The organism is uncultured Pedobacter sp., from assembly GCF_913776295.1.
Classification (GTDB): domain Bacteria; phylum Bacteroidota; class Bacteroidia; order Sphingobacteriales; family Sphingobacteriaceae; genus Pedobacter.
Genome location: NZ_CAJYOJ010000009.1, coordinates 40,137 through 55,336 on the forward strand (window position 1 = coordinate 40,137; position 15,200 = coordinate 55,336).

The 15,200-nt window shown below is 38.6% G+C and carries 14 protein-coding genes; 4 read left to right on the forward strand and 10 right to left on the reverse strand.

The window, feature by feature from the left end:
- Nucleotides 1–261 precede the first annotated feature (261 nt).
- Nucleotides 262–1,251: an L-glyceraldehyde 3-phosphate reductase gene (gene mgrA, locus QZ738_RS01580; protein WP_293783527.1), complete on the forward strand. Its 990-nt coding sequence runs from the start codon at nucleotides 262–264 to the stop codon at nucleotides 1,249–1,251.
- 220 nt (nucleotides 1,252–1,471) lie between these two features.
- A complete protein-coding gene (locus tag QZ738_RS01585) occupies nucleotides 1,472–2,413 on the forward strand; it encodes a cation diffusion facilitator family transporter (RefSeq protein ID WP_293783530.1) in 942 nt (313 codons plus the stop codon).
- An 81-nt stretch (nucleotides 2,414–2,494) separates the two neighbouring features.
- On the opposite strand, the gene QZ738_RS01590 is transcribed toward QZ738_RS01585, so the two are convergent.
- The 8 genes from QZ738_RS01590 to QZ738_RS01625 all read right to left on the reverse strand — a co-directional run bounded on the left by QZ738_RS01590 (nucleotide 2,495) and on the right by QZ738_RS01625 (nucleotide 11,795).
- Nucleotides 2,495–3,424, reverse strand: a complete 930-nt coding sequence (locus tag QZ738_RS01590) for an NADP-dependent oxidoreductase (RefSeq protein WP_293783533.1) — start codon at nucleotides 3,422–3,424, stop codon at nucleotides 2,495–2,497.
- 14 nt (nucleotides 3,425–3,438) lie between these two features.
- Entirely contained in the window at nucleotides 3,439–4,812 is a 1,374-nt protein-coding gene (locus tag QZ738_RS01595) for an NAD-dependent succinate-semialdehyde dehydrogenase (protein WP_293783536.1), read from the reverse strand.
- Between the two features lie 54 nt (nucleotides 4,813–4,866).
- On the reverse strand, nucleotides 4,867–6,012 hold the full coding sequence (locus QZ738_RS01600; protein ID WP_293783539.1) for a PAS domain-containing sensor histidine kinase: 1,146 nt from the start codon (nucleotides 6,010–6,012) through the stop codon (nucleotides 4,867–4,869).
- Nucleotides 6,013–6,284: 272 nt separating this feature from the next.
- On the reverse strand, nucleotides 6,285–6,488 hold the full coding sequence (locus tag QZ738_RS01605) for a hypothetical protein (protein ID WP_293783542.1): 204 nt from the start codon (nucleotides 6,486–6,488) through the stop codon (nucleotides 6,285–6,287).
- Nucleotides 6,489–7,250: 762 nt separating this feature from the next.
- Nucleotides 7,251–7,547: a Dabb family protein gene (locus QZ738_RS01610; protein ID WP_293783545.1), complete on the reverse strand. Its 297-nt coding sequence runs from the start codon at nucleotides 7,545–7,547 to the stop codon at nucleotides 7,251–7,253.
- A 47-nt stretch (nucleotides 7,548–7,594) separates the two neighbouring features.
- Nucleotides 7,595–10,291: a DNA ligase D gene (gene ligD / locus QZ738_RS01615; RefSeq protein ID WP_293783548.1), complete on the reverse strand. Its 2,697-nt coding sequence runs from the start codon at nucleotides 10,289–10,291 to the stop codon at nucleotides 7,595–7,597.
- Nucleotides 10,292–10,302: 11 nt separating this feature from the next.
- Nucleotides 10,303–10,476 (reverse strand): DUF3606 domain-containing protein, encoded by a 174-nt coding sequence (locus QZ738_RS01620; RefSeq protein WP_293783551.1) that lies wholly within the window; start codon nucleotides 10,474–10,476, stop codon nucleotides 10,303–10,305.
- 107 nt (nucleotides 10,477–10,583) lie between these two features.
- Nucleotides 10,584–11,795 carry a glycosyltransferase family 87 protein gene (locus QZ738_RS01625; RefSeq protein ID WP_293783554.1) on the reverse strand — a complete coding sequence of 404 codons (1,212 nt, stop codon included), beginning with the start codon at nucleotides 11,793–11,795 and terminating at the stop codon, nucleotides 10,584–10,586.
- Nucleotides 11,796–12,082: 287 nt separating this feature from the next.
- Here QZ738_RS01625 and QZ738_RS01630 point away from each other — a divergent pair, with 287 nt between their 5' ends.
- Together QZ738_RS01630 and QZ738_RS01635 are read left to right on the forward strand one after the other, a co-directional pair.
- A complete protein-coding gene (locus QZ738_RS01630; protein ID WP_293783557.1) occupies nucleotides 12,083–12,307 on the forward strand; it encodes a DUF3606 domain-containing protein in 225 nt (74 codons plus the stop codon).
- A gap of 3 nt (nucleotides 12,308–12,310) precedes the next feature.
- Entirely contained in the window at nucleotides 12,311–12,508 is a 198-nt protein-coding gene (locus QZ738_RS01635; RefSeq protein ID WP_293783560.1) for a hypothetical protein, read from the forward strand.
- Here the strand turns inward: QZ738_RS01635 and QZ738_RS01640 are convergent.
- Nucleotides 12,491–13,645 (reverse strand): serine hydrolase, encoded by a 1,155-nt coding sequence (locus tag QZ738_RS01640; protein WP_293783563.1) that lies wholly within the window; start codon nucleotides 13,643–13,645, stop codon nucleotides 12,491–12,493. The genes QZ738_RS01635 and QZ738_RS01640 overlap by 18 nt on opposite strands.
- 58 nt (nucleotides 13,646–13,703) lie before the next feature.
- A complete protein-coding gene (locus tag QZ738_RS01645; protein ID WP_293783566.1) occupies nucleotides 13,704–14,165 on the reverse strand; it encodes a VOC family protein in 462 nt (153 codons plus the stop codon).
- Between the last annotated feature and the right edge of the window lie 1,035 nt (nucleotides 14,166–15,200).

Consider the following 15,200-nt stretch of genomic DNA (forward strand, 5'->3'; position numbering starts at 1 on the left):
TACTTAACAGGCCAGCAACGACACAATTTGTAGAAACCTGATTACAAAATGTGGAAGGATAACCTTAATTTCAGTTTTGGGAAAAGAATATGATAGGGCAATTCATGTTTCACTGCTAACTAAAGCTGAACCTTTAATCAGATTTAAATCTCACTAAAGCAACATGTTTCGCCAATTGCTTATTAAAGATGATAATATCTTAATGAAGATCAATAAAAATCCGCCGAAACTGATTATTATTGCGGCAACGGAAACTCAAATATGAAACATAGCATTTCAAGCAATCGTTACGACAAAATGGCCTATCGCCGCTGTGGAAACAGTGGATTGAAGTTACCGGCCATATCACTAGGTTTGTGGCATAATTTCGGACATGTAAATGTTTATGAAAACAGCAAAAACCTGATCTACACGGCTTTTAACCATGGAATTACCCACTTCGATTTAGCTAATAATTATGGACCGCCCCCTGGATCAGCCGAAGAAGTTTTCGGAAAAATACTTCAGGAAGATTTTAGGGGCTATCGCGATGAAATGATTATTTCAAGCAAAGCAGGCTATACCATGTGGGATGGACCGTACGGAGATTGGGGTTCGAAAAAGTATTTGGTTTCCAGTTTAGATCAGAGCCTGAAACGGATGAAACTGGATTATGTAGATATATTCTACCACCATCGTCCAGATCCTGAAACACCTTTAGAGGAAACTATGGGAGCTTTAAGCCTCTTAGTTAAGCAAGGAAAAGCGCTTTATGTGGGTATCTCAAATTATCAGGCCGCCGAGGCCGAAAAAGCGATTAAGATTTTAAAAGATAATGGTACGCCCTGTTTAATCCATCAGCCTAAATATTCGATGTTTGAACGTTGGGTAGAAGGTGGCTTGCTCGATGTTTTAGCGCAAAATGGCGTGGGCTGTATTCCGTTCTCCCCATTGGCGCAAGGTTTACTTACTGATAAATATTTACACGGCATTCCACCTGATTCGAGGGTAGCTACCAGCGGCATTTTTCTGAAAGAAGATCATATCACCCCTGAGAAATTAGCAATAATTGCCAAATTAAATGACCTCGCTCAATCGCGTGGACAAAAATTGGCACAAATGGCTTTATCATGGATATTGAAAGATGATAGGGTTACAACTGTACTGATAGGTGCCAGTAAACCAGAACAAATCACGGATTCAATTAGAGCATTGGATAATGTTATATTTAACGAAGAGGAAATTAAGTTAATTGATGAGATTTTAGGTTAAAAACTAAAAAAAAACGTCATCTTGATCCGATAGTTGTGGGATAAAGTTAAGATGATTTATAAGTTTTCCTTTTCCCGTCGTTATTCACGAACACTTCGTGGTTCCCATCCGATAGTTAGCCATCGGATGGAATAGGGATTGACACCAACTTCATCATGTGTTATAAAACCAAATGAGATTAAAAAGGTTTAAGACATGAATCTATTACATTTCTTCATTTATGGCAAGAGCCAATAATTCTATATATAGCGCTTTAGCGGCAAATTTATTAATCGCAGTAACCAAATTTATAGCTGGGGCTTTTACCAACAGCTCATCGATGATCGCAGAAGGTATACACTCTACAGTAGATACCAGTAACCAGCTTTTATTGCTTTACGGACTCAAAAGAAGTGTTAAACCACCTGATAAATCACGCCCGTTCGGTTATGGTAAAGAGTTGTATTTCTGGTCGTTTATCGTATCCATCATGATTTTTGGTTTAGGTGGTGTCGTTTCAATTTCGCAAGGCATTGCACATATCCGTCGGCCTGAAGTTCTAGGAAATCCCACATGGAATTATGTGGTACTGGGTTTATCCTTCATTTTTGAAGGTACCTCATTACTCATTGCAATCAAAGAATTCAACAAAACACGCAAAGGTTTACCCTGGTGGAAAGCCATTATCAAAAGTAAAGACCCCTCTGGCTTTTTGGTGCTTTTTGAAGACGGAGCCGCAGTTTTAGGATTAGTAATTGTTTTTATTTTCATGGTGCTGAGCCATAACTTAAACTTACCCTTTTTAGATGGCATGGCTTCGGTTTTGGTAGGTACCCTTTTAATTTTTGTATCGTTTATATTAGCAAGAGAAAGCCGTAGCCTGTTAATGGGCGAAGGTTTAACGCCTGAAACGCAGCAAAAAATTAAAAATCTGGTGGAAAACGATCAGGATGTGATTACGGTAACCAGCATTTTATCTCAATATCAATCACCAAAGGAGGTATTATTGGTACTTATCCTTACTTTTAGAGCAGAATTGGATACCACGGATTTAACTAATGCAATTGACAGGCTGAGAGATAAAGTTAAAGCAGAATTTAATGTAATTAAGTTCGTAATTATCCAGCCGCAGTCTGCTGAAGTAAAAGAAAATGATTTTAGCACAGATATTTACCTGCAGTAGACTTTTGTTTGTTTACGGAGGAGACCTTAAGCAAAGCGCTGAAAATCTCCTCCTTATATCAGATCTTCCCGGGAATTCGTGTTAAATGACTTGCAATATAATTTTTCCTCGCGTATGCCCCTGTTCGCTTTCTATTTGCGCTTGTTTTGCGCTGGTAAAAGGCAAAACCTTTTCAATAACAGGTTTAACTTTTCCTGAATCGATCAGATTGGCTATTTCCGATAATTGAGCAGGAACCGACTGTGTCGTGAAACCGATCAGGTGAACTTTTTTAGCCTTTGCTTCAGCGGTAAATTCAGGCATTAAAGTGGTCACTACCCTCCCACCATCTTTTAACACATTTAATGACTTAAGCTGTGTTTCTTTCCCAATGGTATCCAAAACAAGATCTACATCGTTCAACACAGACTCAAAATCTTCCATTTTATAATCTATCACCTCATCGGCGCCTAAACGCTTCAGAAAATCGGCATTGTTAGCTGATGCGGTACCGATTACATAAGCACCTTTCCATTTCGCAAATTGTACAGCATAAGTACCTACCCCACCTGCCGCCGCATGAATTAATACTTTTTGTCCTGCTTTTAGCAAACCGTAATCGAATAAGCCTTGCCATGCTGTTAAACCTGCCAGTGGTACAGCGGCTGCCTCAGTATGCCCTATGCTGGTTGGTTTGACACTAATGATATTGGCTTTTACTGTAATGTATTCGGCATAAGCGCCATTTTTTGTAGGATCGGGCCTTCCGTACACCTCATCTCCTTTTTTAAAGGCGCTCACTTTTTCACCGATATCTTCAAGGATACCAGAAACATCCCAGCCTAAGGTTAATGGTAATTTAGCCGGAAATTTATCCTTACGCAATCCCTCTCTAATTTTCCAGTCAACAGGATTAACACTGGTTGCATGCACTTTAATCAATACTTCATCGGGTGCCGGTTTAGGTACAGGAATTTCATCAATTGATAAAACTTCCGGGCCACCAAAATCATGGATTCTTACTGCTTTCATATCGGGTTAGATTATTATTTAATATACACTGTTTTAATATTTACAAACTCATGAATGCCAAACTTACTGAGCTCACGGCCGTATCCAGACTGATTGATCCCTCCGAAAGGCAAAGCTGCATCTGATTTTACACCTTCATTTACAAAACAGGAGCCGGCTGCCAGTCTGTTTCGCGCAATATCTTCTGCCAGTAACGCATTTTCAGTGAAAACGGCCGCCCCTAATCCAAAATTGGTATCGTTGGCGATACGGATAGCATCATCGGTATCCGTTGCCGTGATAATGGCTGCTACCGGTCCGAATATCTCTTCATGATATGCGAGCACGCCGCTCTTTACATGACTCAAAATAGTGGGCTGATAATAAGCATGGTTGCCATCCATAGCCGGAATTTCGCCTCCCAAAATACATTTCGCACCCTGTTCTATACTTTTTAAAACCTGTTGATGTAATTCGTCGCGAAGATCTGCCCTTGCCATCGGACCAAGGTCTGTATTCGATTTTAGTGGATCTCCGGTTTTTTTCCTTTCCATTTCGGCCTTAAAAAGCTGGGTAAACTTTTCTTCTACCGACTCAATTACAATAAAGCGTTTCGCCGCAATACAACTTTGTCCATTATTGATCAACCTGGCTTCTGCGCATATCTTCGCTGTTTTTTCCAAATCTGCATCTTCCAAAATGATATACGGATCGCTGCCACCGAGCTCCAACACTGTTTTCTTAATCAATTTACCGGCTTGTTCAGCTACTTTCTTACCAGCTTCGGTACTGCCGGTTAGTGTAATAGCCTTTATATATGGATTTTCGATTACTTTCGGAATGGCCTTACTGCTGCAAATCAGCGTTTTAAAAATATGCTGAGGAAATCCGGCATCTCCGATGATCTTTTCTATTTCGAGTGCACAGCCTGTAACACCCGAAGAATGTTTTAATACACCGGCATTACCAGCCATCAGCGCTGGAGCAAGAAAACGGAATACTTGCCAGAAAGGAAAATTCCAGGGCATAATGGCCAGTACCACACCGATAGGCTGAAAACTCACATAACTTTTTGTCGCATCTGTTGTAATGAGCTGATCGGCCAAAAAATCCGCACCATTTTTAGCATAATACTCGCAAACGGAAGCACATTTAAGTATTTCGGCAACACCGGCTTTTAACGGTTTCCCCATTTCTAAGGCCATTAATTTGGCTAATTGATCTTTGCGCGCTGCTAACAGTTTCGAAACCTGCAACAGTAACCCGGAACGGGTTGGAAAATCAGTTTCTTTATAATTTAACCACGCCAGGTGCACCTGATCTATTTTCTGAGCTATTGCTTTTTCAGAATCCTCCTGGTAATGTTTTATGATTGACCCGTTTACCGGGTTTATAGATGAAATGCTCATTTAGTAACAACAAGTGAGCATTTTAATTGTGTTGTTTATTTGAATATTATCGGATTATGAAGCCAGCGGAACACAAAAATGGAAGGTAGAACCCACACCATAATCGCTTTCTGCCCAGATTTTACCTTGATGCAGATTTATAATTTCTGCACTGAGGTATAAACCTATTCCAAACCCTGAAATGGTTTTAGTCTGTTGACTGGCTACACGATAAAACCGGTCAAAAAGTTTTTCCAGATCATGAGCCTGTATACCAATACCCTTGTCGGTTACAGAAACATGTACCTCATGGTCTATAATTGCCGATCGAACCAAAACTGTGCTATTTAGATCTGAATATTTTACGGCATTACTGATTAGATTTGAAATAACTGAGCCAATTTTATCCTTGTCGGCATAAATTAATTTAGGGTTCCCTGCTTCAAAATCAATCTGGTTGGTGGGATAAATCAACCGTAAATCTTCCACTACATCAAGTATTACTTTATCAAGGTCAACGTGTGATAAATTCAATTGGATTTTGCCCGATTCCAAACGCGATACATTTAAGAAAGAACTGATTAACGTACTCATTTTGCGAATCTGCTTTTGTACCTTCGACAGTGTATTGACAACAAAAAGATCGGTTAAATTTCTGCTTTGCATTAATTGTATGTAGGCACTTATGGAAGTTAACGGCGTTTTCAGTTCATGGCTTACCATGCTGATGAAATCATTTTTTTGCTGTTCTTCCTTAATGCCAATTAAAATCTGTTCCTGATCCAGTGCTTCGCGTTGTAATTCAGTTTCTTTAATGGCATTTTTGGCTTTAACCATATCAGTAACATCGCTCGCGGTATGAAGAATACAATATGGAATGCCAGATTCATTCTTAATCGGCCGGTATTCGTAAGTATAGTAAGCAGTTTGTAATTTTCCATCCCTCATCGTTTCGGCCGGGATGGCATCACCTTTATCTGTAATTCCTGTCAGTAACACATTTTTTAACATGTTGATAAAAGGCTGCCCTTTTAATTCAGGCACAGCGTCTTCCAGAGGTTTGCCTATAATAGAGCGGTCTTTACCCCAAAAATCAATCATGGCATCATTAGCCATTTCAATTACAATATCCTGTGAAGTATATATGGCTGTTGCATCTTTTGATAGGAAAAGGACCTCTAAAAGCTGATCATTACTTAAAACTTTTGAATAACTTTCCATATATACAGTAGAAATTAAAACCCGGCTATGCTGATATTGAATAAATTAAATAAACTAAATATCATACAAGTTTAACTTCACAAATGTTTGGCTATTCTATAAATTGTTGATTTTTATGACGCGTTATTGATTTGCAGTAAGAAAAATTGGATGCTTTTGGCAACATGCGCAGAGCAAACCTTTCGGTTATAAAACCTCACAGCAGCAACATGCGGTACACCATAAAGCGAACGGTGGGGGCTAATCGCCGCCAAAAACTACAAATCGCTCATTTACGAACAATACTTTTTCTTTTGGTTAAGAGAAATGAGCAGTCCGTTTCTTTTGGTAAAGTCGGCGCCGCTCGCCGTTCTTTCCGGTGGATGATCTGAACCATTCTGATTAACCACCTTCAAAGCGCCGGGATTTAATAACAACGGTGCTATGCTTTTAAGATCATGCCCAAAAGAAACTTCCAGCGATAAATCTGACAGCAACGGGTACCTAGTGTGACAAATCAAAGCAAATGGTGGGTCTGCGATGGCCACGAACTACAGTGCCTAGGTTTCGATAAAACAGCAGGGCAAGGATTAAAATAGAAATAATTTGGGCACCATAACCCGGGCATGCCTTTTGAAAATAAACCTAAAGCAGCGAGCACCCGGTGAAACGGAATGACGAGATTTTCAATACCATTCCTATTCAAACAAATAGCCAACGGCCAGAAAAATAAATCAGACAATGATTAATATGGTTCCCGACTTGGATAATTTAAAATAATAGTGATATTCACCATGTCGCTTTATCTTTTCGATTTCACATACTTTACCAGACTTACCGTATTCATCAGACAAAAAATCGCCAATTCTTATGCTATCCAATTGGTTTATATTCAGTAATGCTCTTTTAATTAATGTAGATTTTTTTTCCATAATGATCGCGTTTTGAAGCATTTACGCATTCAAAAACACTTTGGTTTTATTGGATCATAAATTACTTACAAATAAGTATTGAAAACACGAGGTTGCAACATTAATTAACTCAAATCCAAAAATAATACCAGTTATAAACTAGTTAATCAAACTCACTCCTATCTTCCCCGATAAATATATCAAAAAGAAGTAGGTGGGATATTGAATAGATCAAATGAAATGGATTTAATACACAGGCTTATTGATTAGCTTTTATTGTGGTAACCGGAGGCATTTTTTTTGTATTGACAAATGCAATATGACTAAAGATTATCGAAGGCATGTGGTTTATTCGGCGTCGTAAATAACGACCTTTTCAAAATAACGCCTAAATTCATCTAAGAAAGCCTTGTGCAGTGGATGAACCTGATAAACATCGTGCGCTGCCAGATCTTCGAATAATAAAAGCAGGCTGAAGGTGTAGGTGGTGTCTACAACCGAACGTTCAATAGGTGCCGGCACGCCGAGATGAAAAGTTTTAACTACTTCAATGTTTTCCAATGTTTGTAAGCTGTTGCGAAAAGCAACTTTCTGCTCATCGGTGGTATCGGCTTTTAGCCAGAATAAAACGTGGTGTGCTATCATCTTTTAATTTTTTGCCAAATATAATGAAAGGATTAACGAAGCGGGCTTTATCCAAAAACACTTTTTGCTTTATCAACAGCTTTTATCAAATCTATTCCTTTGCCCAATACACCCTTAAACAGATCACCTTCCACCTTTAGGCGATCAATGGTATTAAAGATATTAAAATCTTTCATTTTTAAGCCTGGTTTAACCTCATCCCAATGTAATGGCATGGATACCGTTGCACCAATTTTTGGTCGTAGCGAATAAGGCCCTGCTATAGTTGCTCCCGGTCTGTTCTGCAAAAAATCGAGGTACATTTTCCCTTTTCGGGCACTGATCATCCGCTCAAGAGAGGTATATTTTGGTATTTGATTGTGCACCAGATTAACCACTATTTTGGCGAACATCTGGCTTTGATCGTAACTGTATTTAGCATTCAAAGGAATATAAATATGGATTCCGGTTGAGCCTGATGTTTTACAATAACTGGGAACATCAATGGCATCCAATACCTTTTTGGTTTCCAACGCGGTTTCCACTACCTGATCGAAGGTTTGTTTATCCGGATCTAAATCAATGACGCAGTAATCGGGATGATCGGGACTTTTTGTCCTGCTAAACCAGGGGTTCATTTCTATACAGCCTAAGCTGGCCATCCAAAGCAAAGAAGCTTCATCTGTTCCAACCAGGTACTCCTTTTTTTCACCTTCGCCATTTTCATAAGGAAAAGTTTTGGCCCAATCCGGTGCTTTTCCTTTTACATCTTTTTGGTAAAAACTAGCGCCATGTATGCCACCCGGAAAACGGTTAAGTGATTGTGGACGGTCTTTCAGATAGGGTAAAATATATTCAGCAACCTGATAGTAATAATTGAACATATCTCTTTTCGTCACCTTATCTTCGGGCCAGTATATTTTGCTCAGGTTGGTAAACTTAAGTTCATGCCCATTGATTTTTCTTACCTGGGTTTCATCTTTCGGATTTAACAAGGTCTTCCGAACTTTACCTTCAGGTGCCTTAATTGCTTTTGCGTGTGGGTTTGGGGCTTCGGTTTCTTCTACAACCTTTTCAGTTGGTGTTTCCACTTCTCTAACCACCTCTTTGGCTTTTTTGTCTTCGCGCATGCCCTGAAAAGACGGATGACGGAAAACGCCATCATCGGTTACTTCAGTAAAAGAAACTTCGCATACCAGTTCGGGTTTTAACCAGGTGGCTTTCGCCTTTGGCGGATTCGGCCTGAAACGGGAGGGTTTATTTACGTCAGGTATACTTTCAAAAGGACTTTTATCTACAATGAAGGGCTTAAACTGCTCCATCATCGATTTTTGAAGTTTATCTGAAAATCCTGTGCCTACTTTGCCTACATATTGCAATTTTCCCTTGTCGTAAACACCTAAAAGCAAGGAGCTGAAAGATTTGGCGGTATCGGCATTCTTCGTGAAGCCTGCAATCACGACCTCCTGTCGTTTATGTACTTTAATTTTGAGCCATTCTTTGGATCTATAATTTGTACTGTACGTACTGTCTGTTTTTTTTGCTATAATCCCCTCTAAGCCCATCCTTTCAGCCGCATCAAAAAAATCAACACCACTTGCCTTAAAAACTTTTCCTAAACGTACCCGATCATCATTGGTAGGCAAAACCTCATTTAATATGGCCTGGCGCTGATAAAGTGGCAGCTCCATCAGGTTCTTACCATCATACCATAGGATATCAAACATATAAAACACAAGTTCTCCATCAGCTTCGCTTCTCCAATTCTGCAGTGAACCAAAATCAGATATGCCTTTTTCATTCAACACCAAAATTTCACCATCAAATACGGCGTTCATTTTCCAGTCCGAAAGCAAATCGTAAATGGGATAAAACTTTTCATTGAAGGATTTATTATTTCTGGATAACAGATCAACCTTTCCTTTATTCAGAAACGCGAGGGCACGGTAACCATCCCATTTTACCTCATATTGCCAGTCAGGGTCGTCAAAGGGTTCGTTAACCAATGTGGCCAGCATTGGCTTTATGCCGGTGGGTAAAGCTGTTTTCGGAGCTTTTTTCAGGATACTCTTTACATCTACCGTTACCTCATCGCCCACTGATTTAGTTTCCTTTTTTGCTTTTTGCGCCGGACTTTTTTTTTCACTTTTTAAATCCTGTTCTTTTCCGGCTTTCCAAACCTTATCTGAAGTTTTTTCCATCTTTTCGATCGTTTTCCCGGAAAGCACGGATTTATCTTCTTTGGTGATATCTTTTGTGGAGGCGTAATCGTCTTTATGTTTGATCAACAGCCAACCGTTTTCGCCCATACCATTTGTTTTAACGAGTGCAAATTCGCCATGAAGTTTCTCTCCGTTAAGCTTGATTTTTAAAGAGCCGTCTCTTAGCTGGCTTAACAAATGTTTCTCCTGTGCTTTTTTGCCTTTAATGCGCTCTATAGGTTCGTAGGTACCTTCGTCCCATACAATAACGGTCCCCCCACCGTATTCGCCCTTTGGTATAATCCCTTCAAAATCTTTATAGTCGTAAGGGTGATCCTCTACCATCATGGCCAACCGTTTTATTTTAGGATCGGTTGATGGCCCTTTGGGTATGGCCCAACTTTTTAAAACGCCTTCCATTTCGAGTCTGAAATCGTAATGCAACCTCGAAGCATCATGTTTTTGAATCACAAAATGTAACTTATTCCGATCGCTGCTTTTGCCTGATTTGGGTTCGGTGGTTTTTGAGAAATCGCGTTTGGAAACATACTTTTTCAGACTCATAAAATTAACTTTTATTTTTTCAAATAATCTTCGACTGCACTGGCTGAGTTACCAACAGTTTCAACTGCCGCCTTCAGCTTATCTTTGCTCACACCAAATTTATCAGACCAATAATCCAGTTCATAACCTTCGTTAACATTGATCCTTGCGCGATCAGCATTGCCTGTTTTTTGTTTGTCGTCCATAACTGTTTTTGATTAGTTAAGGATAAAACAGTACCATAACAAAAAAGGTTTTAACATCCATTTTTTCAAACCGATATTAAAACCCAAAAAAATAAACATTGTAAATTTTAATCTGTCAACGCCGTAACCATTTCCGGTTCTGTTTCTTCAGCATAGGAAAAACTATTATTGGCAGCGAGAAAAATAATCCTTAACCAAACCAGGAAATAAGGAAAGCTGATGATCGCCAAAGACAATGGATGTGACTTGGCAAAAGCCGGAAATAGTAATAGCGGAAAATTACACGTAATCACCAATAAAATAGGTAATAATACCTTTTTCATTAACTTATTCCGCTCTTTAACATACCATACCCCTACCCCGATAATCGGAATGATAAAAGTACAGTCTTCGGCACCTGTACTAAACAATATGGGAAAAATCATGACAGATGACAGGATCATTAACTGGAATCTGCGTTTTTTGAAACCCGATAGGTTTATAAAAGGCAAAACAAAGAGTAAGGCACCAAGGCTCAGAAATAGAAAATTTGATATTTTCTTTTGATTAAAAAGTTCCCTGAAGAAACCCATTATGGAAATGTCAATCCCGCCACCAACTACATTTTGCATATTTTTACCCACTAAAGAGTTTTTCCATTCCACATAACTGTGCACTACATAATCAGGCGAAACGATCAGCATAGGCAGTAAAAAAATCACGACCGACCACAAAACCAGCCATAATATAAAGCGTGGCTTATCTTTAGAAAAGAAGAAAAAAACCAAGCCCACAACACCGTACAATTTGATAAAAGTACCCAATACAATAAAAAATGCAGACCAAATCCCCTTATTTTTATTCAGCAGGGTATAACTTAAAATCATTAGTGCCCCGGCACCTGCATTAAACTGCTGGTTAAGCATCGATTCAATTAAACAGGGAATGGCAATATAACCTACAGCTATTTTTTCGTCCGCTGTTAAGGGCAAGGTTTGCACGGCCTTAAAGAGCAGGAAGCAATTAAAAAGGTTCCATAATAATAATCCTATCCAATTATGAAAAATTGCAAAGGGGGCTATCAACAAACTAAAAATAGGTCCGTAATGATTAGAATCATCATGATACGCCGGATAATTGGCATAAAGAGACCGTTCATGGAGTAAGTTTCTAAATGTATTTTCGAAGATCAGATAATTATTGTAACGGTTTGTTATCCATGAATCTATTACAAAAATAAGGGTGATTAATACCCATAAAAATAAAACAAACCGATTGTCCTGGTAAAACTTACGACCCGGAGATAGATCTTGGCCGTTAGCCACAAAATAACTTAACATTGTAAAAAATATATTACAATACAATTATATAAATGTAAATTGATAAAACCTAATGATTTATAAATGAAAATATTCCGTTAAGTGATAATATTAAAATTCAATTATCTTTAAGCCGATCTAAACGGGCTTTACAGATGATTCTATGAGCTATGAGCTTCAGTATCATCAACATTTTGGGTTATCCAAATTACAGATGATATATTTTCTGAGATTTTAATGACAAAAAAGCAAAACCAAATTAAATCCCACCTGTTTAAATGAATGATTACTAACCAAAATTCATAAACATGGAATATCAAGTTAATTCGATGAACTCGAGGAAAGAATTTATCGAAATCGCAGATGAGCAGGATCGCAATTATTGGGCCGATAGACTGGGCATCAGTACTGAAAGGCTTAAATCAGCGGTAAAAGCGTTACACAGCATGGAATTTTCGAAACTAAAAGAACACTTCATGATGGAGAAAGTTAAATCCGGAAGTACCTACCAACGTTTTGTAAATCAATCATAAAATATGGATTATAAAAACGAAAACAAAAATGCGGTAATGGTTGATCAGCCTATTACTGACTATACCCACTTAATTGATTTACCACCGGTTAAAGGCATTTTAGACCAGAAAGTTAAGGGTAATCATTTAAACCATCCAAAAGCGGAATTTAGAAATTTAACGGTTTTTTTTCACAAAAATGGTTTATCTAACTTGCTTTAAGTCGTTAAAAAATGATTGATACAGACTGTTTATTGCTGCCCGACTAAAATCGGGAAGACCATTTGTATAAGTTGCATTTATTCCATTGGTAATAATCACAAATCCGAATTTTTCTTTAGGATTAAAAAACATCGTACTATGCAAACCATAAGCGGAACCCGTATGGCCCTTTAGCTTAACGCCCGGTATCAGGTCATCCGCAGTACTAATGGCCAGGCCATAGCCTTCTTCAGGGGTTAAGGCAGTTTGCATTAATTTCGCACTTTTCCTGGTCATTATTTTTACGCCATTTGACTTGCCATAATTCATGTGCATAATCATGTATTTGGCTAAATCAATAGCAGAAATCTTCATACCGCCTGTTGGCGAAAAAATTGGCGTAGAATACCCCATTACATAATTGGCAATCTCGCTCCGCCTTGGGGCATAGGCAGTTGGCGAAAGTGTATAAGTTTTGGTATCCGGACGATATTCATACAGGCTTACAAAACGTGTACTATCTAAGGAATCAACACAGTAGCCTGCATAAAGTCCCAAAGGCTTTAGGATATGATTTTTGACGTAGTTATCGAAACGTTCACCAGATTTTTTTTCGATAACGGCACCAGCTAAGTTAAAATTAAGATTGCAATAATCGAATTTGCTTCCCGGCGCATCATCATTATAGCATTTGGCCCAGTTTGGATTTTTATCAGGATTGATCACATCGAAATTTAAATATCCCTGCGAATCGTTCAAACTGGAAGTATGGGATAACGCCATTTTCAAGGTAATCTTCTGATCGGGAAATTTTGGGTTCCTGATTTTAAAACCCACCAAATCTCCAAAATCGTCATCAAGGGAAATTTTACCTGCCTCAACTAACTGCATGATGGCTGTTGCCGAAAAAGATTTGGAAATGGAAGCAATCCTGAAAATATCCTGGTTGGTTAATGGTAATTGTTGCGCTAAATCTTTTAAACCGAAAGAGTGACTGTAAATTATCCGACCATCTTTTACCACGGCTACTGAAGCGCCAACAGCATTGTATTTGTCCATTACAGATTTAAAATCTGCTTCAGTTTTTTCTTGCTGTGCATGTGTTGTCGAAACTAAACCAAAGATTAAGATAAATGCATAAAAGTATTTAAATTTCATAAACTTATAAGATAGGTATGAATATATTAATATAGTTGAAAAGTTCTGATATCCTATTTTACTTATCGTCATTTACTTCCAGCCAGTGTCCATCCGGATCCCTAAAATAAATTTGTTTTACGCCATCAACCCGAAGTGTAACTCCTTTTTCTTTTCCTGCCCAATCTTCGAAACTGATATTTTTGGCATTTAGTTGCTGTATAAAGTCATCAACTGACGGAACGCTGAAACACAGGTGTCCGTTTTTATCAAAAGTTTCATTTCCTTTTGCGCCTTGTATGAGATGAAGCTGTCCGGCAGGCCCTAAAGTAAACCAGGTATGCCGGTTATCTTTGAAAGGTTCCGGGATAATTTTAAGGTTAAATACACTTTCGTAAAAAGCAGTCGCTTTTCCCAGGTCGGACACATAAACAGCGATATGATTTAAGATAGCAGCTGTGTTTTCTGTTTTAATTTGCGCCATGGCTTTTGGGGAAATGATAAAAAGTAGGATAGCTATAGTAAGGATAATCTGTTTCATGGTTAAATATCACACTTAAATGCGAATATTTGTAATTAAAGTGCTTCCGTCATGGCTTATTTACAAATGAAATAGCTGACAATCCTTGTATCGACTGGAAGGTGCGGAACGGAGATCTTTTCTAAAAAAACTTAGCGAGACGCTAAAATAATAAAGTATTAAATGAGGATCTTCCTACACGCAAAAAAGATCCTTCGCTGCTTTCAGGACGACATATTTTTTTTTCGCATCTGAAACGATATCGCAAAAGCCATAGTATCTCTTCATTCCCGCGCAGGCGGGAATCTTAAAACGCTTGCACTAAGATTATTCATTAGTGTTTTAGCATTCATGAGTAATTCGTGGTTCCCATCCGATAGCTATCGGATCAAGTTGGAAATGACGATCTATAAGGGGATGTTACCTAATAAATTTAGGTCTTAGCGAGACGCTAAGACCATTAAAAGGTATGAAAAAAGAGACAATAGAACTAATTTAAACCAACTATTTTCAGCTTAGCTTGAAGCTTATGCGAAATTTCGGAAGAGAGATCTTTTAACCCGATTTAAACGATCTCTCCATTACGCTACCGATGAAAAATCGGTGAGCTTCAGTCGAAAGGACGATACCACTCATATAAATTTTGCTGTCATTGATTATACTGTAATTATTCCTCGGGATGACAAGCTTTTAATAAAAGGGCCTTAGCGAGACACTAAAATCGGAAAGTATTATACTGGGAAACTCTCCCCAACGAAAAAAGATACTTCGCTATGCTACCATTGACGTTATTTTGCAATTGTCTATTAATGAGTGACTTGCGAAACCTATGCATTTCCGCGTAGCTAGGCCGTAGCACCGTATCTCCGTTCCTCTTAAATCCGGCCTAACAAATTTTTCGGGCTCCACTGACAAAGCCATCCCACTGGCTTCGAAAGAAAACGGCGTAGCCCTCATGAATGCAGCTGAAAACTATTAAAACGAATGAATAAATTTTCAGCCGGTGTTTTTTGTTTCTTTTTGACATCAAAAAGAAAGAGCCCTTCGGCGGCGGCG